General features: G+C 66.0%; 27 protein-coding genes. 18 read left to right on the top strand and 9 right to left on the bottom strand.

The window, feature by feature from the left end; genetic code table 11:
* Positions 1-66: 66 nt before the first annotated feature.
* A complete protein-coding gene (locus ACETPF_RS05695) occupies positions 67-1,200 on the bottom strand; it encodes a M14 family metallopeptidase (RefSeq protein WP_373933353.1) in 1,134 nt (377 codons plus the stop codon).
* A complete protein-coding gene (locus tag ACETPF_RS05690; protein ID WP_373933352.1) occupies positions 1,197-1,805 on the bottom strand; it encodes a hypothetical protein in 609 nt (202 codons plus the stop codon). The genes ACETPF_RS05695 and ACETPF_RS05690 overlap by 4 nt, the downstream gene beginning before the upstream one ends.
* A gap of 198 nt (positions 1,806-2,003) precedes the next feature.
* Here ACETPF_RS05690 and ykgO point away from each other — a divergent pair, with 198 nt between their 5' ends.
* On the top strand, positions 2,004-2,129 hold the full coding sequence (ykgO, locus tag ACETPF_RS05685; protein ID WP_004210176.1) for a type B 50S ribosomal protein L36: 126 nt from the start codon (positions 2,004-2,006) through the stop codon (positions 2,127-2,129).
* Between the two features lie 265 nt (positions 2,130-2,394).
* Here ykgO and pyk read toward each other — a convergent pair whose 3' ends face one another.
* The gene (pyk, locus tag ACETPF_RS05680) at positions 2,395-3,861 is read right to left on the bottom strand and encodes a pyruvate kinase (RefSeq protein WP_373933351.1); all 1,467 of its coding nucleotides are present in this window, start codon (positions 3,859-3,861) and stop codon (positions 2,395-2,397) included.
* 104 nt (positions 3,862-3,965) lie between these two features.
* Between pyk and ACETPF_RS05675 the strand changes: the two genes are divergently transcribed.
* From ACETPF_RS05675 to ruvC, 6 genes are all read left to right on the top strand, one after another.
* Entirely contained in the window at positions 3,966-4,265 is a 300-nt protein-coding gene (locus ACETPF_RS05675; RefSeq protein ID WP_373933350.1) for a DUF1244 domain-containing protein, read from the top strand.
* Positions 4,266-4,304: 39 nt separating this feature from the next.
* On the top strand, positions 4,305-4,547 hold the full coding sequence (locus ACETPF_RS05670; RefSeq protein WP_328277403.1) for a DUF2312 domain-containing protein: 243 nt from the start codon (positions 4,305-4,307) through the stop codon (positions 4,545-4,547).
* A gap of 30 nt (positions 4,548-4,577) precedes the next feature.
* A complete protein-coding gene (locus tag ACETPF_RS05665; protein ID WP_373933349.1) occupies positions 4,578-4,904 on the top strand; it encodes a heavy metal-binding domain-containing protein in 327 nt (108 codons plus the stop codon).
* Positions 4,905-4,974: 70 nt separating this feature from the next.
* Positions 4,975-5,718, top strand: a complete 744-nt coding sequence (locus tag ACETPF_RS05660; RefSeq protein WP_373933348.1) for a YebC/PmpR family DNA-binding transcriptional regulator — start codon at positions 4,975-4,977, stop codon at positions 5,716-5,718.
* A 47-nt stretch (positions 5,719-5,765) separates the two neighbouring features.
* Positions 5,766-6,167, top strand: a complete 402-nt coding sequence (locus ACETPF_RS05655; RefSeq protein WP_373933347.1) for an endonuclease domain-containing protein — start codon at positions 5,766-5,768, stop codon at positions 6,165-6,167.
* Entirely contained in the window at positions 6,164-6,655 is a 492-nt protein-coding gene (gene ruvC / locus ACETPF_RS05650) for a crossover junction endodeoxyribonuclease RuvC (RefSeq protein WP_373933345.1), read from the top strand. The genes ACETPF_RS05655 and ruvC overlap by 4 nt, the downstream gene beginning before the upstream one ends.
* A 139-nt stretch (positions 6,656-6,794) precedes the next feature.
* On the opposite strand, the gene ACETPF_RS05645 is transcribed toward ruvC, so the two are convergent.
* The 3 genes from ACETPF_RS05645 to ACETPF_RS05635 all read right to left on the bottom strand — a co-directional run bounded on the left by ACETPF_RS05645 (position 6,795) and on the right by ACETPF_RS05635 (position 10,020).
* Entirely contained in the window at positions 6,795-7,511 is a 717-nt protein-coding gene (locus tag ACETPF_RS05645) for a dienelactone hydrolase family protein (RefSeq protein ID WP_373933344.1), read from the bottom strand.
* 17 nt (positions 7,512-7,528) lie between these two features.
* Complete coding sequence (locus ACETPF_RS05640) at positions 7,529-8,524, bottom strand: 50S ribosomal protein L11 methyltransferase (RefSeq protein WP_373933342.1); 996 nt, start codon at positions 8,522-8,524, stop codon at positions 7,529-7,531.
* 164 nt (positions 8,525-8,688) lie between these two features.
* Positions 8,689-10,020 (bottom strand): methyl-accepting chemotaxis protein, encoded by a 1,332-nt coding sequence (locus tag ACETPF_RS05635; protein ID WP_373933341.1) that lies wholly within the window; start codon positions 10,018-10,020, stop codon positions 8,689-8,691.
* A 194-nt stretch (positions 10,021-10,214) separates the two neighbouring features.
* Between ACETPF_RS05635 and sdhC the strand changes: the two genes are divergently transcribed.
* The 4 genes from sdhC (at position 10,215) to ACETPF_RS05615 (ending at position 13,056) form a co-directional block, all read left to right on the top strand.
* Positions 10,215-10,610 carry a succinate dehydrogenase, cytochrome b556 subunit gene (sdhC, locus tag ACETPF_RS05630; protein WP_373933339.1) on the top strand — a complete coding sequence of 132 codons (396 nt, stop codon included), beginning with the start codon at positions 10,215-10,217 and terminating at the stop codon, positions 10,608-10,610.
* Positions 10,610-10,999, top strand: a complete 390-nt coding sequence (gene sdhD, locus ACETPF_RS05625; RefSeq protein WP_373933338.1) for a succinate dehydrogenase, hydrophobic membrane anchor protein — start codon at positions 10,610-10,612, stop codon at positions 10,997-10,999. The genes sdhC and sdhD overlap by 1 nt, the downstream gene beginning before the upstream one ends.
* Entirely contained in the window at positions 10,999-12,801 is a 1,803-nt protein-coding gene (gene sdhA, locus ACETPF_RS05620) for a succinate dehydrogenase flavoprotein subunit (protein WP_373933337.1), read from the top strand. Before sdhD ends, sdhA begins: the two co-directional genes overlap by 1 nt.
* Before the next feature lie 90 nt (positions 12,802-12,891).
* Complete coding sequence (locus ACETPF_RS05615) at positions 12,892-13,056, top strand: hypothetical protein (RefSeq protein ID WP_373933536.1); 165 nt, start codon at positions 12,892-12,894, stop codon at positions 13,054-13,056.
* Here ACETPF_RS05615 and ACETPF_RS05610 read toward each other — a convergent pair.
* The 3 genes from ACETPF_RS05610 to ACETPF_RS05600 are packed head-to-tail and all read right to left on the bottom strand — an operon-like array spanning position 12,990 to position 14,411.
* Complete coding sequence (locus tag ACETPF_RS05610) at positions 12,990-13,193, bottom strand: type II toxin-antitoxin system RelE/ParE family toxin (RefSeq protein ID WP_373933336.1); 204 nt, start codon at positions 13,191-13,193, stop codon at positions 12,990-12,992. The two genes, ACETPF_RS05615 and ACETPF_RS05610, sit on opposite strands and share 67 nt — an antisense overlap.
* Positions 13,144-13,398: a type II toxin-antitoxin system ParD family antitoxin gene (locus ACETPF_RS05605; protein ID WP_373933335.1), complete on the bottom strand. Its 255-nt coding sequence runs from the start codon at positions 13,396-13,398 to the stop codon at positions 13,144-13,146. The genes ACETPF_RS05610 and ACETPF_RS05605 overlap by 50 nt, the downstream gene beginning before the upstream one ends.
* Positions 13,399-13,442: 44 nt before the next feature.
* Positions 13,443-14,411 carry a magnesium and cobalt transport protein CorA gene (locus ACETPF_RS05600; protein WP_373933334.1) on the bottom strand — a complete coding sequence of 323 codons (969 nt, stop codon included), beginning with the start codon at positions 14,409-14,411 and terminating at the stop codon, positions 13,443-13,445.
* A gap of 202 nt (positions 14,412-14,613) precedes the next feature.
* Here ACETPF_RS05600 and ACETPF_RS05595 point away from each other — a divergent pair, with 202 nt between their 5' ends.
* From ACETPF_RS05595 to ACETPF_RS05565, 7 genes are all read left to right on the top strand, one after another.
* Positions 14,614-15,132 (top strand): hypothetical protein, encoded by a 519-nt coding sequence (locus tag ACETPF_RS05595; RefSeq protein ID WP_373933521.1) that lies wholly within the window; start codon positions 14,614-14,616, stop codon positions 15,130-15,132.
* Between the two features lie 175 nt (positions 15,133-15,307).
* Complete coding sequence (locus ACETPF_RS05590) at positions 15,308-16,015, top strand: response regulator (RefSeq protein ID WP_373933333.1); 708 nt, start codon at positions 15,308-15,310, stop codon at positions 16,013-16,015.
* Positions 16,016-16,140: 125 nt separating this feature from the next.
* A complete protein-coding gene (locus ACETPF_RS05585) occupies positions 16,141-16,839 on the top strand; it encodes a carbonic anhydrase (RefSeq protein WP_373933331.1) in 699 nt (232 codons plus the stop codon).
* A 3-nt stretch (positions 16,840-16,842) separates the two neighbouring features.
* On the top strand, positions 16,843-18,339 hold the full coding sequence (locus ACETPF_RS05580) for a SulP family inorganic anion transporter (RefSeq protein WP_373933330.1): 1,497 nt from the start codon (positions 16,843-16,845) through the stop codon (positions 18,337-18,339).
* A 242-nt stretch (positions 18,340-18,581) separates the two neighbouring features.
* Positions 18,582-19,415, top strand: coding sequence for a TorF family putative porin (locus tag ACETPF_RS05575; RefSeq protein ID WP_373933329.1), 834 nt, complete (start codon positions 18,582-18,584; stop codon positions 19,413-19,415).
* Positions 19,416-19,550: 135 nt separating this feature from the next.
* Complete coding sequence (locus tag ACETPF_RS05570; protein WP_373933328.1) at positions 19,551-20,261, top strand: response regulator; 711 nt, start codon at positions 19,551-19,553, stop codon at positions 20,259-20,261.
* A complete protein-coding gene (locus tag ACETPF_RS05565) occupies positions 20,258-21,586 on the top strand; it encodes an ATP-binding protein (RefSeq protein WP_373933327.1) in 1,329 nt (442 codons plus the stop codon). Before ACETPF_RS05570 ends, ACETPF_RS05565 begins: the two co-directional genes overlap by 4 nt.
* Positions 21,587-21,592 lie beyond the last annotated feature (6 nt).

Raw genomic sequence — 21,592 nt, 5'->3', positions numbered from 1 at the left:
GTCGAAGGGCGCGCGCGTGCTTCGACAGGCTCAGCACGAACGGGGGTGGGATGAACCCGTTGTCGCTCAAACCTCGTCGATCATCTCGGCCAGCACCGCCAGGCAATCCTTGGCGAGCTGGATCGAGCGGGCAGGGGACCAGCCATAGTCGGCGTCGGGCAGGTCGTCATTGTCCTTGAACGGCATTTCCAGCGTCATCGCCACCGCGCCGAAGCGTTCGGCGATCTGGTTGGTCGACATGGACAGGTTCGCCTTGCCCGCCGGCGTGGTCGGATAGCCGAGCTTCGTCTGAAAATCGGGCGTCCGCGCCGCAAGCGTGTCGCGATAGCGGGCGTAGAGCCGGGTCTGCTCCTCGGTCAGCGACGGGATGCCTTCGAACCCGGCGAGGAACACCGCGGGAATCGCCTCGTCGCCATGCACGTCCATCGCGAAATCGACGCCGGTCGCGTCCATCGCATCGCGCACCAGCAGCACTTCGGGGCTGCGCTGCGGCGTCGGGTCATGCCATTCGCGATTGAGGTTGACGCCCGCCGCATTGGTGCGGAGGTGCCCGCGGCGGCTGCCATCCGGGTTCATGTTCGGAACGACATGGAAGGTCGCCTTTTGCCGCAGCAGGCGGGCGACGGCATCCTCTTCGTCGCACAGGCGCTCCAGCGCGCCCTCCATCCACCACTCCGCCATCGTCTCGCCCGGATGCTGGCGGGCGTAGAGCCACACCTGCTTCGGCCCGTCGCCGATCGTCAGCAGGTCGAGCGGCTGGCCGTCTAGCGTCAGCCCCAGTTCGCGGTGGGCAACGCCCGGCTGGCTTGCGGCCCAGGCGATGAGGTCATGGTGCCGCTCCATCGAATAGGGCGCGAAATAGGCGACCCAGGCGACATTGCTGTCGGGCGCCAGCCGAATCGTGAGCGTGCCGTCGGCATAGTCGGTGTCGGCGAGGAACCAGTTCTCCCGATCCTCGCTGACGCGCGCGCGATAGTTTTTCCAGCCGTCGGGATAAGCCGAGCCGGCGCAGTTGACGATCGCCAGTTCGACCTCCCGCCCGGCCGCATTGGCGACGCGGAAGTGGAACCATTGATAGAAGTCGCTCCGATGATCGGCGACGATCTCCAGTTCCGCCCGGACACCGCCGTCGCTCATATCGGTGATGGAAAGAACGCGAATATTGCCGCTGTCGAAGCCGCTCGAAATGGAAATGCTCATTTGACGATCATAGTGCGGCCCGACTCGCCCGGATAGCCCCGGATCAACGCGGCGGCGAGTTTCTGCGCGGCCATGGCGGGCTGGGCAGCGGGCGTGCCTTGCTTTGCCTCGGTCATGGCGCGGCCTTCCCAGATCGTTTGCGAATCGGCGCGGCGTCGCAGCTGGACCTGCAACTCGGTCGACACGATATCCTTGGGCTTCCCCGACAGGTTTATGCCGATGCCAAGGCCAAGCCCGCCGAAACTGCCGCCCCGGCTGCCGCCGCCGACGCCGCCGCCCACGCCGACGCTGACCGGATTGCCGCTACGGTCGACGCCAGACGGGCGGAAACCGCGCCGGAAGCTCACCAGCGCGACATAGTCGCTGGGAGTGCCGGTGGCGACCGGCGTGAAGCCGGCGCGCTGCCATTCCTGCGCCACGGCGTCGGCATAGGTGCGGAATTCCAGGCTGACATCGGGATTGCCCGGCATTTCCTCGACTGCGATGGTGCCGGATCGGGCTGGATTGCCGATGTGGAAGCGCGTGACCTCGACCGGCGGCGCGGTGGTGGCGCAGGCGGCGAGCGGCAGGGCGAGGGCGGCGGCGAGGATCAGGCGCTTCGACATGGTTTCACTCCAACGGGCATCCGCCTTAACACGGCGCGGCGGGCATGATCCCGCACAACGCGCAAAGCCATGGACTGGCTGCATCGGCGATGAACGGCGGCGAAAAGCGGCCGGTCGCCCTTGACTTCGCCCCGCCCCGCCCATAGGGGCTGCGCTTCGATTTTCCGACGACACCTGATTCATCAAAGGCCGATAGCCATGAAGATCCGCAACTCGCTCAAGTCGCTCAAGGGCCGCCACCGGGACAACCGCGTGATCCGCCGTCGCGGCCGCACTTATGTCATCAACAAGACCAACCGCCGCTTCAAGGCCCGCCAGGGCTGAAGCGTCGCGCTGCCGCCGATGCGGCGGCGGTCTTGGTTGAAGAAGCGCCAAGCGCCCGGTCTTGTGATCGGGCGCTTTTCGCGTTGCGCTGCCGCGGCTTAGATCATCGCGCCTTTAATCTGATCCGTTCGCTTCGAGCAGGTTCGAGCAAGGTCGAGAACCGTCCGTTGAGAAGTCTTCGCAAACGTTCTCGATACGCTTTCTCGACTTCGCTCGAAAGCTACTCGAACCGAACGGCAGTGATTGGGATTTGACGCTCGATGCTCTAAAAGGTCGGATTGTCGTCCCGGCCCTTGAGTTCGTCACCCCGGATCGCGGCGACGTGCAGCACGTTGGTAGAGCCGGGCGTTCCGAACGGCACGCCGGCCAGCACGACGATCTTGCCGCCCTTTTCGACCATCGCGTGGCGCAGCGCCATGCGGCGGGCCTTGCCGATCATCTCCTCGAACGTGCCGATATCCTTCGTCCGCACCGCATGGACGCCCCAGGTGAGGCCAAGCTTGCGCGCGGTGTCGGAGCGCGGGGTCAGCGCCAGGATGGGGGCGGAGGGGCGCTCGCGCGCGACGCGGCGCACGGTGCTGCCTGAGGAGGTGAAGCAGGTGATGGCGCTCGCCCCCACCACCGACACGATGCCGCCGGCCGCCTCGGCCAGCGCGTCGGCGGTGGTCGGGTCGGGCCGCGTTTCGGTATAGTGCAGCCGGCCGAAATAGCCGGGATCGCGCTCGACGCTATGCGCGATGGCGTCCATCATGGCGACCGCCTCGACCGGCCAGTCGCCCGCCGCCGTCTCGGCCGACAGCATGATCGCGTCCGCGCCATCATAGACCGCCGTCGCCACGTCCGACACTTCGGCGCGGGTGGGGGAGGGGGACTTGATCATCGATTCGAGCATCTGGGTCGCGACCACCACCGGCCGCCCCAGCCGACGCGCGGTGGCGACGATCTGCTTCTGAAGCGGCGGCACGGCATGGGGCGGCAGTTCGACGCCGAGGTCGCCGCGCGCCACCATCACGCCGTCGGCCAGCTCGACAATCTCCTCCAGCCGGTGGACGGCCGACGGCTTCTCGATCTTCGCCATAAGCGCGCCATAGCCGCCCATCAGCTTGCGCGCCTCGGCCAGATCCTCGGGCCGTTGCACGAAGCTGAGCGCAATCCAGTCGCACCCTTGTTGCATCGCAAAGCTGAGGTCGCGCCGGTCCTTGTCGGTGAGCGCGGGGACGGGGACGACCACGTCGGGGACGTTCACGCCCTTGCGGTTGGACAGGGTGCCGCCGACCTCGACAATGGTGTCGATCCGGTCGTCCGTCACGGCCTTGACCCGCAGCACCAGCTTGCCGTCGTCGAGCAGCAGCCGGGTCTCGGGCACCAGAGCGGCGTAGATTTCCGGGTGGGGCAGGTTGACGCGCCGCGCATTGCCGGGGGTCTCGTCGCGGTCAAGGATGAAGGGCGCACCCGTTTCCAGGATGGCCAGCCCCTTATCGAACGTGCCGACGCGGAGCTTGGGCCCTTGCAGGTCGCCCAAGATCGTCGTCGGGCGATGGAATTCCTTTTCCAGCTCGCGGATGGTGGCGATGCGCTTGGCATGATCCTCATGCGCGCCATGGCTCATATTGATGCGGAAGGCGTCCGCGCCGGCGACGAACAGCGCCCGGATCATCTCCGCGCTGTCGCTCGCCGGACCAAGCGTCGCAAGGATGCGGACCTTGCGGGAGCGGGGTGGCAGTTTCGACATTGATGCTCCTGGCCGTCATGATCGTCCCTGAACCTTGTCAGGGCGTCGTTATGGGTTATCCGTGCTGCACGACAGGATGATGTATTTCAGCGAAAGGATCGCCGATGGCCGACACCATACTCACAGACGCGGTGGCTGCAACCGCCTTCCGCCGTCTGGTCGCGCATTTGCAGCATCGCACCGATGTGGAGAATATCGACCTGATGGGGACCGCGGGCTTCTGCCGCAATTGCCTGGCCGACTGGATCGCCCAAGCCGACGGTGCGCTGAGCCGCGACGAGGCGCGCGAGATCATTCACGGAATGCCCTTTGCCGAGTGGAAGGCCAAGTATCAGGGGGAAGCGACACCCGAGCAGATCGCCCGCATGAAGGAGAGTGTGGCGAAGAACGCCGACAATCATTAGAGGCGTCCGCCAACCCGATTCACAGACGGAGAATGACACATGAGCGAGGGCAACGTCGCCGCCGACCAGCTACGGCTTCTGATCGAGCGCATCGAGCGGCTGGAGGAAGAGAAGAAGGGCATCGGCGACGACATCAAGGACGTCTATCTGGAAGCCAAGGCGACCGGCTATGACGTGAAGATCATGCGCCAGATCATCCGCCTGCGGAAGATGCAGCCGCACGACCGGCAGGAGATGGAGGCGATCCTTCAGACTTACCTCGCCGCGCTGGGTATGGAATAAGAGGCACTGAGCAGCAGCAGGAGAGCGCCCATGTCCGAGATGATCGTCAGCACCACCAGCCGGCTGGAAGGGCGGCCGGCGAAGGAATATCTCGGCGTCGTCACCGGCGAGGTGATCGTGGGCGCGAACCTGTTCCGCGACCTCTTCGCCAGCGTCCGCGACATCGTGGGCGGCCGGTCGGGCGCCTATGAGGATGTGCTGCAGAGGGCGCGCGATCAGGCGCTGGGCGAAATGCGGATGCGCGCCGCGACGCTAGGCGCGAATGCCGTCGTGGGCGTCGATCTGGACTATGAGGTGATCGGGTCCAATGGTTCGATGCTGATGGTCTCGGCGTCGGGGACGGCTATTATCTACTGACCGTTGCGGGACCGGCAAGCGCTCGCTAGAGAGCGCGCTTCGGTTCCCACAGATATGTCAGGAGAAGGCCGTGGCCGGCCATTCCAAATTCAAGAACATCATGCATCGCAAGGGCGCGCAGGACAAGAAGCGTTCCTCGATGTTCTCCAAGCTGAGCCGCGAAATCACCGTCGCGGCGAAGATGGGGATGCCCGACCCGGACATGAACCCGCGCCTGCGCCTGGCGGTCAACGCGGCCAAGGCGCAGTCCATGCCCAAGGACAATATCCAGCGCGCGATCGACAAGGCGTCGGGCGGCGACATGGAGAATTACGAAGAGGTGCGCTACGAGGGCTATGGCCCCGGCGGCGTCGCCATCATCGTGGAAGCGCTGACCGACAACCGCAACCGCACCGCGACCAATGTCCGCACCGCCTTTTCCAAGAATGGCGGCAACCTGGGCGCGTCGGGCGCGGTGAGCCATGGCTTCGAACGGCTGGGCCTCATCACCTATCCGGCGAGCGCGGGCGACGCCGACGCGGTGTTCGAGGCGGCGCTGGAGGCGGGCGCGGACGACGTCTCCTCCAACGAGGAGGAGCATGAAATCTGGACTGCGATGGACGCGCTGCACGAAGTCGCCAAGGCGCTTGAGGCGAAGCTCGGCGCGGCGGACAGCGCCAAGCTCGCCTGGAAGCCGACCACCACCGTCGAGGTCGACGAAAGCAACGCCGGCACGCTGATGAAGCTGGTCGACACGCTGGAGGATGACGACGACGTCCAGACCGTCTGGGGCAATTACGAAGTGTCCGACGCGGTGATGGAGAAATTGGGTTGAGCTACTGAAAAGCCCCTCCCCTTCAAGGGAGGGGTTGGGGTGGGGAAATGGCGCAAGACCCGCGATTGCTTGAGAGGGCAGCGCAGATGCGCCACGAGGCGACACCGTTTGAGGTCATCCTGTGGCGCTGCCTTTCCCGATCTCAATTAGGCTATAAGTTTCGCCGGCAGCACGTAATTGGCAAGTATATCGTTGACTTCTTTTGCCCCGCGAAGAGCTTTGCTGTCGAGGTTGATGGGGACACGCATCATGATGATGTCGATGAGGCGCGCGACGCTGCGTTGGCTGAGTTGGACGTCCACATGCTACGGTTTAGTAATGAGGATGTTGCTCGTAATTTGGAGGGCGTCCTGAAGCAAATCATGACCCAGCTCGAAATTCTGCCGGACCGCTGGCCCCACCCCAACCCCTCCCCTGAAGGGGAGGGGCTTATTGCTGGAAAATCATGATCCTCCTCGGTCTCGACCCTGGCCTCGGCACGACGGGCTGGGGCATCATCGCCGTCGATGGCAACCGCCTGACCCACATCGCAAACGGCCAGATCAAGACCGACGCGGAGATGGCGCTGGCGACGCGGCTGCTCGCGATCGACCTGGCGCTGACCGACCTTATTCTGGAGCATAAGCCGGACGGCGCGGCGGTCGAGGAGGTGTTCGTCAACGTCAATCCGCAATCGACGCTGAAGCTGGGGCAGGCGCGGGGCGTCGTGCTGCTCGCGGCGTCGCGATCGGGCATGGAGGTCGGCGAATATGCCGCGCGGCTGGTCAAGAAATCGGTCGTCGGCGTCGGCAATGCGTCGAAGGATCAGGTGCATGCCATGGTGCAGCGGCTGCTGCCCGGCGCGAAGATCGCCGGGCCGGACGCCGCCGACGCGCTCGCCGTCGCCATCACCCACGCCCACCATCTCGCGAGCGCGCGGCGGATACCGAGAGCGTGAGTGGCGCCTCCAATATCCTCCCCTGCAAGGGGAGGGGGACCACGAAGTGGTGGAGGGGTGTCCCGCTATCGAGAACGTGACACCCCTCCGTCAGGCTTCGCCTGCCACCTCCCCTTGCAGGGGAGGATGATCTGATACCCTACCCGAACAGTTCGCTGAGGAAATCGGCCATCGCCCGGAAGCTGCGCCGGTCCGCGTCGGCATTATAGGCCAGCCCCTTGTCCGGCATGTTCACCGCATGATCGGTGAAGGCGTGGCCGGTATGCCCATAGGCGTGTATCTGCCAGTCGCAGCCCGCTTCGGTCAGTTCCTTTGCCAGCGCAACCGTCGCCTCGGGCGGCGCAATCGGGTCGTCCCAGCCGTGGCAGATCAGCAGCTTGGCGGTGATCGTCGCATTGGGGAAGGGCGGCGCGTCATAGACGCCATGGAAGCTGACCCCGCCCGCCATGTCTGCGCCCGAGCGGGCGAGGTCGAGCACGCATTTGCCGCCGAAGCAGAAACCGATCGCGGCGGTGCGCGTGGCATCCACTTCCGGCAGTGCCTTGAGCAGGTCGAGTGCGGCGGCGACACGCGCGCGCAACAGCGCCCGGTCGGCGTTCAGCACGTTCATGAAGCGCGCCGGGTCGGGATCGGCGCGGGTGGCGCGGTTGCCCTGGCCGAAGACGTCGGCGACCAGGACGTTGTAGCCCAGCGCGGCGACCTTCTCCGCATAGGCGACATCGGCGTCCTTGATGCCGAGCACGTTGGGGAGGAGCAGGATACCGGGCTTCCGGCCCGCGTCCTCGGTCACCACCGCAACGCTTTCATAGGGCGCGCCATAGATATCGTGGAGGATTGTCCGCCGTGTCGTCGCCATGATCCGTTTCCCTCTCGTCAGATGCTGCCGAAGCCGGGCGCTTCGCCGCGCGCCGCCGGATTGAGCCGCCTGGGTCGCTTCCAGCCGATACGGGGGCGCTTGCGCAGCCGCAAGGTCGGCCAGTCGCCCCGGTCGCTGCGCTCGGCAAGGCGCATCCCTTGCGCGCGATAGGCGGCGAGGACGGCGTCCGCCTGCTCGTTCAGCAGTCCGGCGAGCAGGATCGTTCCGCCGTCCTCCACCAGCGCGCAGAGCGAGGGCGCCAGTTCGATCAGCGGGCCGGCGAGGATGTTGGCGATCAGCAGATCATAGGGCGCGCGCCCGATCAGCGCCGGGTGATTGCTCCCCGCCGCCGTCACCAGCGCCAGCCGCCCCGGTCCATCGCCCAGCAGCACGCCATTGGCGCGCGCATTGTCGGCGCTGATCTCCACCGCGACGGGGTCGATGTCCGACGCGATGGCATAGGCGCGCGGCCACAGGTTGAGCGCGGCGAAGGCAAGCAGCCCGGTGCCGGTCCCGATATCCGCGACGTTGCGCAAGCGCATCCCCACCCGCCGCATCCGGTCGAGCATGGCGAGGCAGCCAGCCGTCGTTTCATGCTGCCCGGTGCCGAAGGCGCGTCCCGCCTCGATCAGCAGGTTCACATGGCCGGGCAGTTCGGGATCGGCGGCGATGTTACGGATATGGAAACGGCCGGCGGTGACGGGCTCCAGCCCTTGCTGGCTCATCGTCACCCAATCCTCGTCGGGCAGCGCCTCGACGACCGGCTTCGCGCCTGCCGCGCTCGGCACCAGCGTCCTGAGCAGCCTGATCGCGGCCGCGCCGGGCTTTCCCTCGAAATAGGCATCCAGTCGCCAGAGCCCCGCGTCCTCGTCCACCTCGCTGGTCATCAGCACCGGCGGATGCTCCATCAGCGCGAAGGCGGCGATGTCGCCATCGACCGCCTCGGCCTCGGCGCGGGTGCAGGGCAGGGTGACTTTCCAGCTCTGGGCGGCTGGCGTGGCGGCATCGGTCATCCCGCCGCCTTAGAGCAGGGGGGTGAGGAGGGGAAGCGTCAGGCTAAGTGGACCATCCTTGCTCGTCACCCCGGCCGAAGAGCCGGGGTCTCGCTGCCTTGAGCGGAAGAAGCGGGACCCCGGAACAAGTCCGGGGTGACGTCAGGTTGAGAGAACCAAGAATTTCAGGCGACCTGACGCCCGAAATCGGAGGAGGCGTTGCGCAGGCTGGCGAGCTTGCCCTCGACGCTCATGAAGCCGCGCTCCAGCTGGTCGATTTCCGACGCGACCACTTCGGTGTCCTGGCGGATCGCCGAAATGGTGGTGGACATGGAATCGGCGGCGAGCGCGGTTTCGTCCACGGCGGCGGTGATCATGGTGACGGTCTGCGCCTGGGCGTCCATCGCGTGGCGGATGCGTTCGGCGCTCGCCTTCACTTCGCCCACCGTGTCGCGGATGCGTTCGTTGGTTTCGACCGACAGGCGGGTCGATGCCTGGATGTCGGCGATCTTGCCGGCGATCTCGTCGGTGGCCCGCGCGGTCTGGTTGGCGAGGCTCTTCACTTCCTGCGCGACGACCGCGAAGCCGCGACCGGCGTCGCCGGCGCGCGCCGCCTCGATCGTGGCGTTGAGCGCCAACAGGTTGGTCTGCCCGGCGATGTCGCGGATCAGGCCAAGGATCGATTCGATCGACTTGGCATGGTCCGACAGGGTGGAGGACATGGCGACCGCGTCGCCCGACTGGGCGGAAGCGCGCTGCGCGACTTCGGCGGCGCTTTCGACTTCGGTGCGGGCGTCCTCGATCGCGCGGATCAGGCCGGCGGACGTGCGGGCGGCCTCGCGCATGGCGAGCGCCGACTGTTCGGCGGCGGCGGCGACTTCGGACGCCTTGCCCAGCATCCCGCGCGTCGCGGCGGACGCATCCTTGGCCTGCTCGCGCAGTGATTCGCCCAGTTTCGACGCGCCATCGATCTCGCCGACGATGCGTTGCTCGAACAACGTGCCGTATCGTTGCCGTTCCACCCGCTGGGCCTCCGCCTGGTCGCTCGACAGGACATTGGTCATGAAGGCCGAATCGATCATCGCGACCGTCTGCATCGTCCGCAGCAGCCGGCGCTTCGTCGCTTCATCGGCGCAGCGGTCCCACAGGAGGTCGGCGATGCGTTCATTCGCGGCGGCCACCGCGCTCAGCACCGCGCGCACCGGCACGTCATGCTTGCGGGCATGGCGCACGCAGTCTGCGGCCGACTGCGCCCAGCGGCCTGCACCGAAATGCAGCAGCTTTTCGTGCGCATAGCTGGTCGATTCGCTCTGGATGCGGGCGATAACCTGGGGGCTTAACTGCTGATCCAGGCCGGTTTCGCGGATATAGGTCGAATAGAAGGTGGCGCCGACGCTCTCCAGATCATCGCCGATCATCTGGCCGATCTCTGCCGCGGCGCTGGCGATTGCGCCATTGGGATCGATCCCTGCCAGATAGTCCGACGCCCCATGGGAGGAAGGAGGAATGGACGACATGAAGGAAAGCCCCTGCTGATGATGCATTTTGCTCCGGCCCTGATAGCGCGCGTTGGTTAATCACTCCTTATGGCTGACCGCTCAATTCCAGTCCTACCCTGCCCCATCGTCCAGCGTTGCATCGCTTGCCCTCTTGGCTCTTCGCTCTTAAGGGGACCAGACTCGAGGACATAGCATCAGGGATCTGGGTAGATATGGCGCGCACCACCAGCCGGCCGCTCTCGCCGCATTTGACGATCTGGAAATGGGGGCCGCACATGGCCGTTTCCATCATGCATCGCGTGACCGGCAATGGCCTGGCGACGGTCGGCGCGCTGGGCCTCGTCTGGTGGCTGATGGCGGCGGCGATGGGGCCGGAGGCGTATGCGACGTTCGTCACATGCGCGACATCCCCGATCGGCTATCTGGTGATGATCGGGCTGAGCTGGTTCTTCTTCCAGCATATGGTGTCGGGTCTGCGCCACTTCGTGCTGGACATGGGCGCGGGGTACGAACTGAAAACCAACAAGAGCTGGTCGCTGGCGACCTTCGTCATATCCGCGCTCATCACCATCCTCTTCTGGCTCTACATCTTCGGAAAGGCGTTCTGATGGGCACCGGAACTGGCATCGGCCGCGTTCGCGGTCTTGGCTCCGCGCGGCACGGCGCGCATCACTGGCTGGCGCAACGCTACACCGCCGTCGGCAATCTGCTGCTGGTGCTCTGGCTGCTGTTCAGCCTGATCAGCCTGCCTGGCCTCGACTATGACAGCGTCGTCGGCTGGATCGCCAACCCGCTGGTCGCGGTGCCGCTGATGCTGATGCTGGTCAGCATCTTCTGGCACCTGCGCCTTGGCATGCAGGTGATGCTGGAGGATTATGTCCACGACAAGGGCCTCAATTTCCTCTGCATCCTGCTGCTGAACTTCTACGCCATTGGCGGCGCGGCCGCCGGCATCTTCGCGATCGCCAAGATCGCCTTCACGGGGATCGTCAAGTAATGAGCGACGCCTACAAGATCATCGACCATACGTACGACACCGTCGTCGTCGGCGCGGGCGGCTCGGGCCTGCGCGCCACCATGGGCAGCGCCGAAGCGGGCCTCAAGACCGCCTGCATCACCAAACTGTTCCCGACCCGGTCGCACACCGTCGCGGCGCAGGGCGGCATCGCCGCGTCGCTCGGCAACAATTCGCCCGACCACTGGACCTGGCACATGTACGACACCGTCAAGGGGTCGGACTGGCTGGGCGACCAGGACGCGATCGAATATATGGTGCGCGAAGCGCCCGCCGCCGTGATCGAGCTGGAACATGCCGGCGTGCCGTTCAGCCGCAACGACAATGGCACCATCTACCAGCGGCCCTTCGGCGGTCACATGCAGAATATGGGCGCCGGCCCGCCGGTGCAGCGCACCTGCGCCGCCGCCGACCGCACCGGCCACGCGATGCTCCACGCGCTCTATCAGCAGAGCCTGAAGTATGACGCGGACTTCTACATCGAATATTTCGCCATCGACCTCATCATGGAAAATGGGGAGTGCCGGGGCGTCATCGCCATCTGCATGGAGGATGGCTCGATCCATCGCTTCCGCGCCCATGCGGTCGTGCTGGCGACGGGCGGCTATGGCCGCGCCTATTTCTCCGCCACATCGGCGCATAGCTGCACCGGCGACGGCGGCGGCATGGTGCTGCGCGCAGGCCTCCCGCTCCAGGATCTGGAGTTCGTTCAGTTCCACCCGACCGGCATCTACGGCGCGGGCGTGCTGATCACCGAGGGCGCGCGCGGCGAGGGCGGCTACCTCACCAACTCCGAAGGCGAGCGCTTCATGGAGCGCTACGCCCCGTCGGCGAAGGATCTGGCGTCGCGCGACGTCGTCTCGCGCTCGATGGCGATGGAAATGCGCGAAGGGCGCGGCGTTGGTCCCAACAAGGACCATATCTTCCTGCACCTCGATCATATCGATCCCAAGGTGCTGGCCGAACGGCTGCCCGGCATCACCGAAAGCGGCAAGATTTTTGCCGGCGTGGACCTCACCCGCCAGCCGCTGCCCGTAACGCCCACCGTCCATTACAATATGGGCGGCATCCCCTGTAACTATCATGGTCAGGTGGTGACGAAGGTCGGCGACGATCCCGAAGTCGTGGTGCCCGGCCTCTACGCCGTGGGCGAAGCGGCCTGCGTGTCGGTGCATGGTGCGAACCGCCTGGGCTCCAACAGCCTGATCGACCTCGTCGTGTTCGGCCGCGCCACCGGCCTGCACCTCAAGGAAACCTTGAAGCCCAACGCCAGCCACAGGCCGCTGCCCAAGGATGCAGCCGACCTGGCGCTCGGCCGGCTCGACAAGTATCGCAACGCGAAGGGCTGCTCGCCCACGGCCGTGATCCGCCTCGAAATGCAGCACACGATGCAGAAGCACGCCGCCGTGTTCCGCGATAGCGCGCTGCTGGCCGAGGGCGTCGCCAAGATGGAACAGGTTAACAAGCGCCTGGAGGACGTCGCCGTCACCGACCGTTCGCTGATCTGGAACACCGACCTCATCGAGACGCTGGAGCTGGACAACCTCATGTCCCAGGCGGTCTGCACCATGGTCAGCGCGGAAAACCGCAAGGAAAGCCGCGGCGCCCACGCGCATGAGGATTTCCCGAACCGCGACGACGAAAACTGGATGAAGCACACCGTCAGCTGGTTCGATGGCTGGGGTGGCACGGGCGGCGGCGTAAAGCTGGATTACCGTCCGGTGCATGATTATACGCTCACCGACGAAGCGGAATATATCAAGCCCAAGGCGCGCGTCTATTGATCGCGCGTCGATAGGCGGATGCAGGAAGGGGCGGGCCGGTTGGTCCGCCCTTTTGCGTTTTCAGAGATAACTGAGCGCGTCCATCCGTTCATGCAGGACACGCATGACGATGATCCCCTCCAAATCGCGCTTGAAGTAGCAGATGTGGCGACCGGCCTTGATCCGCCAATAGCCGGCGCGCGCCTCGTCTATCGGGCGGCCATAGACGGATTTTCGGCCGCCATCGCGAGCGCCGAGTGGACGGCATTGACATAGGCATCGGCTTGTCCGGCGTTCCAATGATCGAACGTATAGAACCAGATGTCGGCCAGGTCGCGCCGCGCCGCCGTTTGAGCGAGACCGTCACGCAGATTTGCGGAGATGGCGCGTATGCATTTCGGCCAGAAAAGCATTCAGGTCGAATTCTGTCGCGAGGCCGCTCTCCTCACCCTCGATCAGCGCCGCCCGCAGCGCTTCCAGCCGCTTTTCCTCATCCTCCAGCAGGCGCAGGCCCGCGCGGATGACTTCGCTGGTGGAGCCGTAACGGCCCTCGCGCACCTTGCGTTCGGCATATTCGCGGAAATGATCGCCCAGGGCGACGGAGGTGGTCTTGCTCATGCCGCGATCTTACCAAATATTGGTAGCCGCTCCAAGGCCGCGCCTCACAGCCATTTGAGCTTCCTGAAGCGGCTGTAGAGCATGCCGCAGATCACCAAGATCACTCCGATCACCACGGGATAGCCGAAACGGCTCTTGAGTTCGGGCATATGCTCGAAATTCATGCCGTAAATGCCCGCAATGGCGGTCGGCACCGCCAGGATCGCGGCCCAGGCGGCGAGCTGGCGGGTGATGTCGCCGGTGCGCTGCTGTTCCAGCAGATTGGACGATTCGAACACGCTGTTCAAAATCTCGCGCAGGTCGTCGACCATCGTCTGCACCCGGCGGACATGATCGCGCACGTCGGCGAAATAGGGCCGCGCCTCCACGTCGATGCAGGGCAGGTCGATCTTGACGAACTTGGTCGCGACCTCATGCATCGGCACCAGGATGCGCTGGAACCGGATGAGCTGGCGACGCAGGTTGAAGATGCGGTTGATCTCCGCCCGGCCGAGGAACTGGTCGAGCATCGTCTGCTCCATCGCCAGCACTTCTTCCTCGATACCCTCGATGACCGGCAGATAGCCATCGACGATGAAGTCGAGGATCGCGTGGGCGACATAATCCACCCCTTGCGCGAGGCGCTGCGGCACCGCCTCCAGATCCGCGCGCAGCATGACATGCGCCCGTGCCGATCCGTGGCGGACGGTGATGATATGACTGTGGCCGATGAAGAGCGCGGTTTCGCCGTAGCAGATCGCGCCAGCCTCGACATGGGCGGTGCGGGCGACGACGAACAGCTGGTCGCCATAGATATCGACCTTGGGCAACTGGTTGGCATTGAGCGCGTCTTCGACCGCCAGCGGATGCAGGCCGTAGGTGCGCTGGAGCGTCTGCATTTCCTCGACACTGGGGTCGGCGACACCGATCCAGATGAATTCCGATTTGTCTTGCGGGCAATCGATCCGTTCGTCGATGGCGACGGACCGCACGCGCTGGCCGTTGCGGTACAGATAGGCGGCGATGACGGTCATGCATGTTTCCCTGCTGTTGCTGCCGCCTAGCAGAAGCGAAAGCCTCCGTCAGCGTCCCGGCGCGGCGGAGCGTCGGCTCGCATGATTTATCCTTATAGGACTGGCGCCTGACTTTGCGCTGACATAGTTGCGGGGCAAAGGGGGCGCTGAAGCAGGCGGAAGAGCGGAGGGGCTTTCCGTATGCAGGACCGGAGCCGTGCCCTTGACCATCCGCACCATCGATTTCGAGGCGTCTTGCCTGCCGCGCCACGGCAAGTCCTTCCCGATCGAGGTCGCCATCGCTGCCGAAGGCTCCGCGCGACGCTGGCTCATCCGGCCGCATGAAAGCTGGGCGGACTGGGACTGGACCGCCGAGGCAGAGGCGCTGCACGGTCTGTCGCGCGTGCGGGTCATGGCCGAGGGTTTGCCGGTGGAGACGGTGCTGGCCGAATTGACTGCCGCAGCGGGCGACGCGCAAATCGTGTCCGATAGCCCGATCGACCAATATTGGCTCGACTGCCTGGCGCGGGCGGCGGGCAGGCCGTCGCCCTTCCGCATCGATCATGTCGCAACCCTGTTCGACGAGCGCGGTGTCAATTCGGCGCGGATCGCGGCCGCGGTCGCGCGCGCCAACTCGCTCGGCCTCGTCCGCCACCGCGCCGCCTCCGATGCGCTCTGGCTGGGCGCGGTGATCGACGGGCTCAGCGAGCCCGCCGCGCGCGAACTCGTCGCCGCTGAATAGCCGATGGAAATGCACAGCAATATTTTGTCACGGCCTGCCCATGCGGGAGACAAGGACGCCGCCTAATGCCGACACTGGTTGCGCGCGCCGTGCCGGCGCGACCGCTGGAGGATAGGAGGCCCATGCCGCAGAGCGCCACCACCGCGTCCCTCGTCCGCTCCGCCGGGCGCGCGCGATGACGCCGCCGCTGATCCTGGTCGCGGAAACGCAGCAGCATCTGCGCCGCGACGTGGGGGACTATCTGGAAAAGAGCGGCTTTCGGGCCGTGGCCGCCGCATCGGCGCAAGATATGTTCCACACGCTGGCAAGCACGCCGGTCGGCGCGCTGGTGCTCGATTCGGCGCTGCGTGGACCGGACGGGCTCGATCTCTGCCGCGACGTGCGGGAAAAGAGCGACGTCCCCATCATCCTCGTCGGCGCGGACAGTTCCGAGGTCGACCGCGTCGTCGGATTGGAGCTGGGCGCGGACGATTATATGGCCAAGCCCTATTCGGGGCGGGAACTCGCCGCCCGGCTGCGCGCGGTGCTGCGCCGGGCGCGGGGCGAGCGCGCCGCCGGCACGCGCCGGCACAATCAGGCGCTGTTCGACGGCTGGCTGGTGGATTTCGCCCGTCGCGAGGTGACCGCGCCGTCGGGCGTGCGGGTCGACCTGACCGGCGCGGAGTTCGCGCTGCTCGGCGTCTTCCTCGACCATCCGCAGACCATCATCGCCCGCACGCGGCTGATGGAGCTGGCCGGGGTGCGCGAAACACCCTCGTCCGACCGGAGCATCGACGTGCTGGTCAGCCGCCTGCGCCGCAAGCTGAGCGAAGGGCAGCCGGCGCCGATCGTCACCGTTCGCGGCGCGGGCTATATGTTCAGTGCCGCCCCGGAGCGCCGATAAGCCGGCGCATTAGTCAGACACATAATTTTACAAAGCCGCTGCGACGCAGCAAAGCCAGGTTCCTATTCTTCAAACTCCGCCGGTCCGCCCCCTGCCGGCTTAGCGATATGAGAAGGATAGACTCCATGAACGAGCTAATCGGTCGCGTCTTCAGCTTCGAGACCAAGGTCTTCCCGAACGAAAGCGCGCTTTACAATCAACTGGCGAGCCATGGTCAGAGCCCCAAGGCGTTGATGATCTCCTGCGCCGACTCGCGCATCGTGCCTGAACACATCATGCAGGCGCAGCCCGGCGACCTGTTCGTGTGCCGCAACGCCGGCAACATCGTGCCGCCGCACGCCAGCCAGCTGGGCGGCGTCACCGCGACCGTCGAATATGCGGTCATGGTGCTGGGCGTGCGCGACATCATCGTGTGCGGCCATAGCGACTGCGGCGCGATGAAGGCGCTCGCGACCGACGCCGACCTGACGGCGATGCCCAACGTATCCGCCTGGCTCCGTCACAGCCACGCCGCGCAGAAGGTGTGCCGCGAAAGCTATCCCGCCGACCTGAGCGACGCCGAAAAGCTCCGCAACATGGCGCTGGAAAATGTCGTGGTGCAGCTCGCCCATCTGCGGACCCACCCCTCGGTCGCGTCGGGCATCGCGCGCGGCGAGATCGCGCTGCATGGCTGGTATGTCGATATCCACGCCGGGCAGGTGCTCGGCATGGACGGCGAAACGGGCCAGTTTGTCCCGTTGCGCGAAGGCCAGCCTCTGCCCGTCGCGCAGCCTCATGCGCGTCGGTTGGCGGCCGCCCCGGCCTACGCCCAGGCTGCGGAGTAAGCCATGCTAAAGTCCCTTTCCGGCGGCACGATCGGCCGCGACCTGACTGCATCCATCGTCGTGTTTTTGGTGGCGATGCCGCTGTGCATGGGCATCGCCGTGGCCTCCGGCGTGCCGCCGGAAAAGGGCCTCATCACCGGCATCATCGGCGGCATCGTCGTCGGCCTGCTGGCGGGCTCCCCGCTTCAGGTCAGCGGCCCGGCCGCCGGCCTTGCCGTCATCGTCTTCGAAATCGTGCGCGAACAGGGCATGTCCGCGCTGGGCCCGATCCTGATCCTGGCCGGCGCGATCCAGGTGATCGCGGGTCTGGCGCGGGTCGGGGGCTGGTTCCGCGCCATCTCTCCGGCCGTCGTCCATGGCATGTTGGCGGGCATCGGTGTGCTGATCGTCGTCGGCCAATTCCATGTGCTGTTCGATGACAAGCCGCTGTCGAGCGGCCTCCACAACCTGATCGCCATGCCGGGCCAGATTTTCGGCCTGACCAACCAGGACGCCGCCACCGCCTTCGCGGTGGGTCTCGTCACCATCGGCGGCATGCTGGGGTGGGAAAAATTCCGCCCCGCGTCGATGAGGCTGATGCCGGGCGCTCTGGTCGGCGTGGTGCTGGCGACGCTCACCGCCTTCCTGCTCGACCTGTCGGTCGCGCGCGTGGTCGTGCCCGAATCGATCGTCGCCGCGATCACCCCGCCCGAAGCCGGGCTGCTGGCGCAGCTCATGAACCCCGCCATCTTCACCACCGCGATCGCCATCGCCTTCATCGCCAGCGCCGAAACCCTGCTGTCGGCCGCTGCCGTCGACCGGATGCACGACGGCGTCCGCACCAATTACAACAAGGAACTGAGCGCGCAGGGCGTGGGCAACCTGCTCTGCGGCTTCGCCGGCGCGCTGCCGATGACGGGCGTGATCGTCCGCTCCTCGGCCAACGTGCAGGCGGGCGCGAAGACCCGCCTGTCCACCATCTTCCACGGCTTCTGGATTTTGGGCTTCGTCGCGCTGCTGCCCTGGCTGCTGCGGGAAATCCCGATGGCGGCGCTGGCCGGCGTGCTGGTCATCACCGGCGTCCGCCTGGTCAGCCTCGCCCATGTGAAGCATCTGTTCCACCTCTACGGTCCGCTGCCGGCGCTCGTGTGGGCGGCGACCCTGATATGCGTGGTGGCGACCGACCTGCTGACCGGCGTGCTGGTGGGCATCGGCCTGTCGCTGCTGGAACTGCTGCCCCATGCCCGCACGCTGGGCCTCAAGGTCGAGGAGGAAAGCCGGGGCGGGGCGCACGAAGTCGCGCTGCGCGGCACGGCGACCTTCTTCAACCTGCCCAACCTGTCGGCGAAGCTCGAATCGCTGCCGGCCGCCGGCCTCGTCATCCTCAATGTCGAGCGGCTGCGTCATATCGATCATACCTGCGCGGAGATGCTGCGCGAGTGGGTCGATCGCCGGCGTGGAGCGGGCGCGCCCGTCGAACTGTTCGGTGCAACCGGAAGGATGCGCCAGATCGTCGCCTGACACCCCACCTCCCAGGCGTCGTTCGTGCCGCCGCGCCAGCCCCCGGCGCGGCGGCACTTTTTTCGCTACGGCAGCCGTTGTTGCAACTTCGCAACAGCAGCGCGATTGATTTCGCAGATGCGGCATTTTTCGATTTGCGTTTCGATCCTTTGAGCATATTCAATCGCCATCCGCCGCAACTGGAAGCGCAACAGACTTTCGGGCCGGGGGAAGCAGGACGGAACATTCTTTCGTAAAGGGGAATGTTCATGAATTACAAAATCGCCTGTGCCGCGCTCGCGCTGATGTCGAGTGTCCCGGCCTTCGCGCAGGAAGAACCCGCCAGCCCTGTCACCGTGACCGGCAGCGTCGGTCTCGTTTCCGATTACCGCTTCCGCGGCGTGTCGCAGACCGACAAGAGCATGGCCGTGCAGGGTGGCTTCACCATCGCTCATGAAAGCGGCGCCTATGTCGGCACCTGGGGCTCGAACCTTTCGGGCTGGGGTACGTTTGGCGGCGCGAACATGGAACTTGACCTGATCGCGGGCTATTCCGCCTCGCTGGGCGAAGGCACGACGATCGACGTCGGCCTGACTTGGTACATGTACCCCTCCGGCGCTAACGACACCGATTTTGCAGAGCCCTATGTCAAGCTCTCCCACCAGTTTGGTCCCGTCAAGGGCTTGGTCGGCGTGGCCTATGCCCCCAAGCAGCAGGCGCTGGGCAAAGTGTGCAGCGACGCGGCCTGCACCGTGTTCCGTCCGGGCAAGAAGAACGACAATTTTTACGTCTGGGGCGATGTGAGCAGCGCCATCCCCGACACGCCCGTGACGCTGAAGGCGCATGTCGGCTGGTCGAAGGGCAACAGCGGCCTTGGCCCCAACGGCACCTCCGTCGCCCCGACCGGGAAATATCTCGACTGGCTGGTGGGCGCCGATGTCGCCATTCCGGGCACGCCGCTCACCGCCGGCATCGCCTATGTCGATACCGACATCGCGCGGGTCGAGGAAACCTATCTGCGTCCCAACTTCCAGGATGCCGACGGTTCCTCGATCGCCCGGGGCAAGGTCGTGTTCTCGATTACCGCCGCCTTCTGATCCGGACGCCCGCCGGCCCCATGATCTTGGCCGGCGGGCGACCGCCTGTTACAATATGTTGCTGCCGGAACGATCGGCCGCCTTACGCCCTCCCGGACAGTTGACCCGGATCAGGGCGGTCCCTATCCCGATGACATGACCGCGCCGTCGATCATCCTCGTCGAAGACGATCCGCCGCTCCGCACGCTCACCGCCCGCGCGCTTCAGGAACATGGCTATCTCGTCCGCCCGGCCTCGTCCGGCCCGGAAATGTGGGTGGCGTTCGACGCCGGCCCGGTCGATCTCGTCGTGCTCGACGTCATGCTGCCCGGCACCAACGGCATCGACCTGTGCCGCCAGATCCGCCGCAAGAGCGACGTCCCCATCATCTTCATCAGCGCCAAGGGCAGCGAAACCGACCGCATCGTCGGGCTGGAGCTGGGCGCGGACGATTATCTGCCCAAGCCCTTCGGCACGCGCGAGCTGATCGCCCGCATCCGCGCGATCCTCCGCCGCGTCGGGGTCGAGCGCGGCCCCGACGATCATCGCGAAAGCGAAGCGCATTTCGACGGCTGGTCGGTCAATTTCCCGCGCCGCGAACTGCGATCCCCCACCGGCGCGATCGTCGACCTGACCGGCGCGGAGTTCGACCTGCTCGGCTCCTTCCTCAGCCACCCTCAGCGCGTCATCGCCCGCGAACGGCTGATCGAACTATCGCGCACCCGCATGGGCGACAGCAGCGACCGCAGCATCGACGTGCTGGTCAGCCGGCTGCGCCGCAAACTGTCGAGTGAGAACCGGCCGGCCCCGATCACCACGGTCCGGGGCGTGGGCTATATGTTCAACGCAGAGGTCAGCCGCGCTTGAGGCGGCGCTTCCATGGATCGCTCGGCCTGCTCGGCCGGCTGTTCGCGATCCTGCTGGTCACGGTGACGCTGGAGTTCGCGGTCGGCACGCTGATCTACGAACGCGCGAGCCAGCTCTCGCTTCAGGATGACGAGGCGCGCCGCCTCGCTGAACATCTCATCATCGCCCGCAAGCTGCTCGCCGAAAACCCCAGCCGCGAACGTCCGGCGCTCAGCTTCCAGCTCACGACCGATCGCTACGACGTCCACTGGTCCCCCGCCGCGCCGCCCCCGCCGCCGCTCTCGCCCGAACTGGAGCGGATGCGTCGGCAGATCATCGACTGGGAGCCCAGCCTGGAGCAATCGCGCCTCTGGCTGCGGCTGAGCCCCGGCCGCCACTCGGAGATCAATGGCGGACTGCGCCTGCCCGACGGCAGCTGGCTCTATTTCGGGATGCACCATTCGGGCGGCAAGTGGGCCTTCACCATCGGTCGCATGGGTCTTGCGCTGATCCCCATGCTGGCGTTGCTGATCGCCGGTTGGCTGCTGATCCGCCGCACGCTCGCGCCGCTGCGCGACCTCACCCACGCCACCCACCGCATCGGGCGCGGCGTGGAAGTGATGGTGCCCGAGGCCGGCACCAGTGACGTGCGGAACCTCATCACCGCCTTCAACGCGATGCAGCAGCGTATCCACCGGTTGATCGATGAGCGGACCGAAACGCTCGCGGCGGTGGGCCACGACCTGCGGACCCCGCTGTCCCGTCTGCAATTGCGGGTCGAAGGCGTCGCCGACCCAGCCCTGCGCGAGGAATTGAGCGGCGATCTCGATGAAATGGGCGAAATGCTCGAATCGCTGATGGCCTTCTTCGGCGGCGACCGCGAGCCCGAGCCGCCTGTCCGCAGCGATGTCGCGGTCAGCATCGCGACCATCGTCGATGCCTTTCAGGATCACGGTCATGACGTGACCTATGACGGACCCGATCATCTCGAAATGACCGTCCGGGTTTTGTCGCTGCGTCGCGCGGTGCGGAACCTGATCGAAAATGCGCTGCACTATGGCCATCGCGCGCGCGTCGCGCTGGATCGCAAGGATGGGGAGATACTGATCCGCATCGACGATGACGGCCCCGGCATCCCGCGCGAGCGGATGGAGGAAGTGCTGCGCCCCTTCGCCCGGCTGGACGAAGCGCGCCAGCGCAACACGCGCGGCTTGGGCCTTGGCCTCGCCATCGTGCAGAAGGCGGTCGCGGCGGAGGGCGGCACCTTCCTGCTCGCCAACCGCCCCGAAGGCGGGTTGCGCGCTGAAATCTGCCTTGCCGCCCCGCGCCCATCCCCCCGCGGCTAAAAGAGA

It is taken from the genome of Sphingobium agrisoli (genome assembly GCF_041877245.1).
Taxonomy (GTDB): domain Bacteria; phylum Pseudomonadota; class Alphaproteobacteria; order Sphingomonadales; family Sphingomonadaceae; genus Sphingobium.
Note: the sequence above shows the minus strand (reverse complement) of the source record. Positions and strands in the feature narration are given on the sequence as shown.

Bases quoted from the DNA above. Each gene is read 5' to 3' on its own strand.
- ACETPF_RS05695 (WP_373933353.1), bottom strand. From the start codon at position 1,200: ATGAGCATTTCCATTTCGAGCGGCTTCGACAGCGGCAATATTCGCGTT.
- ACETPF_RS05690 (WP_373933352.1), bottom strand. From the start codon at position 1,805: ATGTCGAAGCGCCTGATCCTCGCCGCCGCCCTCGCCCTGCCGCTCGCC.
- ykgO (WP_004210176.1), top strand. From the start codon at position 2,004: ATGAAGATCCGCAACTCGCTCAAGTCGCTCAAGGGCCGCCACCGGGAC.
- pyk (WP_373933351.1), bottom strand. From the start codon at position 3,861: ATGTCGAAACTGCCACCCCGCTCCCGCAAGGTCCGCATCCTTGCGACG.
- ACETPF_RS05675 (WP_373933350.1), top strand. From the start codon at position 3,966: ATGGCCGACACCATACTCACAGACGCGGTGGCTGCAACCGCCTTCCGC.
- ACETPF_RS05670 (WP_328277403.1), top strand. From the start codon at position 4,305: ATGAGCGAGGGCAACGTCGCCGCCGACCAGCTACGGCTTCTGATCGAG.
- ACETPF_RS05665 (WP_373933349.1), top strand. From the start codon at position 4,578: ATGTCCGAGATGATCGTCAGCACCACCAGCCGGCTGGAAGGGCGGCCG.
- ACETPF_RS05655 (WP_373933347.1), top strand. From the start codon at position 5,766: ATGGCGCAAGACCCGCGATTGCTTGAGAGGGCAGCGCAGATGCGCCAC.
- ruvC (WP_373933345.1), top strand. From the start codon at position 6,164: ATGATCCTCCTCGGTCTCGACCCTGGCCTCGGCACGACGGGCTGGGGC.
- ACETPF_RS05645 (WP_373933344.1), bottom strand. From the start codon at position 7,511: ATGGCGACGACACGGCGGACAATCCTCCACGATATCTATGGCGCGCCC.
- ACETPF_RS05640 (WP_373933342.1), bottom strand. From the start codon at position 8,524: ATGACCGATGCCGCCACGCCAGCCGCCCAGAGCTGGAAAGTCACCCTG.
- ACETPF_RS05635 (WP_373933341.1), bottom strand. From the start codon at position 10,020: ATGTCGTCCATTCCTCCTTCCTCCCATGGGGCGTCGGACTATCTGGCA.
- sdhC (WP_373933339.1), top strand. From the start codon at position 10,215: ATGGCGCGCACCACCAGCCGGCCGCTCTCGCCGCATTTGACGATCTGG.
- sdhD (WP_373933338.1), top strand. From the start codon at position 10,610: ATGGGCACCGGAACTGGCATCGGCCGCGTTCGCGGTCTTGGCTCCGCG.
- sdhA (WP_373933337.1), top strand. From the start codon at position 10,999: ATGAGCGACGCCTACAAGATCATCGACCATACGTACGACACCGTCGTC.
- ACETPF_RS05615 (WP_373933536.1), top strand. From the start codon at position 12,892: ATGCAGGACACGCATGACGATGATCCCCTCCAAATCGCGCTTGAAGTA.
- ACETPF_RS05610 (WP_373933336.1), bottom strand. From the start codon at position 13,193: ATGCTTTTCTGGCCGAAATGCATACGCGCCATCTCCGCAAATCTGCGT.
- ACETPF_RS05605 (WP_373933335.1), bottom strand. From the start codon at position 13,398: ATGAGCAAGACCACCTCCGTCGCCCTGGGCGATCATTTCCGCGAATAT.
- ACETPF_RS05600 (WP_373933334.1), bottom strand. From the start codon at position 14,411: ATGACCGTCATCGCCGCCTATCTGTACCGCAACGGCCAGCGCGTGCGG.
- ACETPF_RS05590 (WP_373933333.1), top strand. From the start codon at position 15,308: ATGACGCCGCCGCTGATCCTGGTCGCGGAAACGCAGCAGCATCTGCGC.
- ACETPF_RS05585 (WP_373933331.1), top strand. From the start codon at position 16,141: ATGAACGAGCTAATCGGTCGCGTCTTCAGCTTCGAGACCAAGGTCTTC.
- ACETPF_RS05580 (WP_373933330.1), top strand. From the start codon at position 16,843: ATGCTAAAGTCCCTTTCCGGCGGCACGATCGGCCGCGACCTGACTGCA.
- ACETPF_RS05575 (WP_373933329.1), top strand. From the start codon at position 18,582: ATGTTCATGAATTACAAAATCGCCTGTGCCGCGCTCGCGCTGATGTCG.
- ACETPF_RS05570 (WP_373933328.1), top strand. From the start codon at position 19,551: ATGACCGCGCCGTCGATCATCCTCGTCGAAGACGATCCGCCGCTCCGC.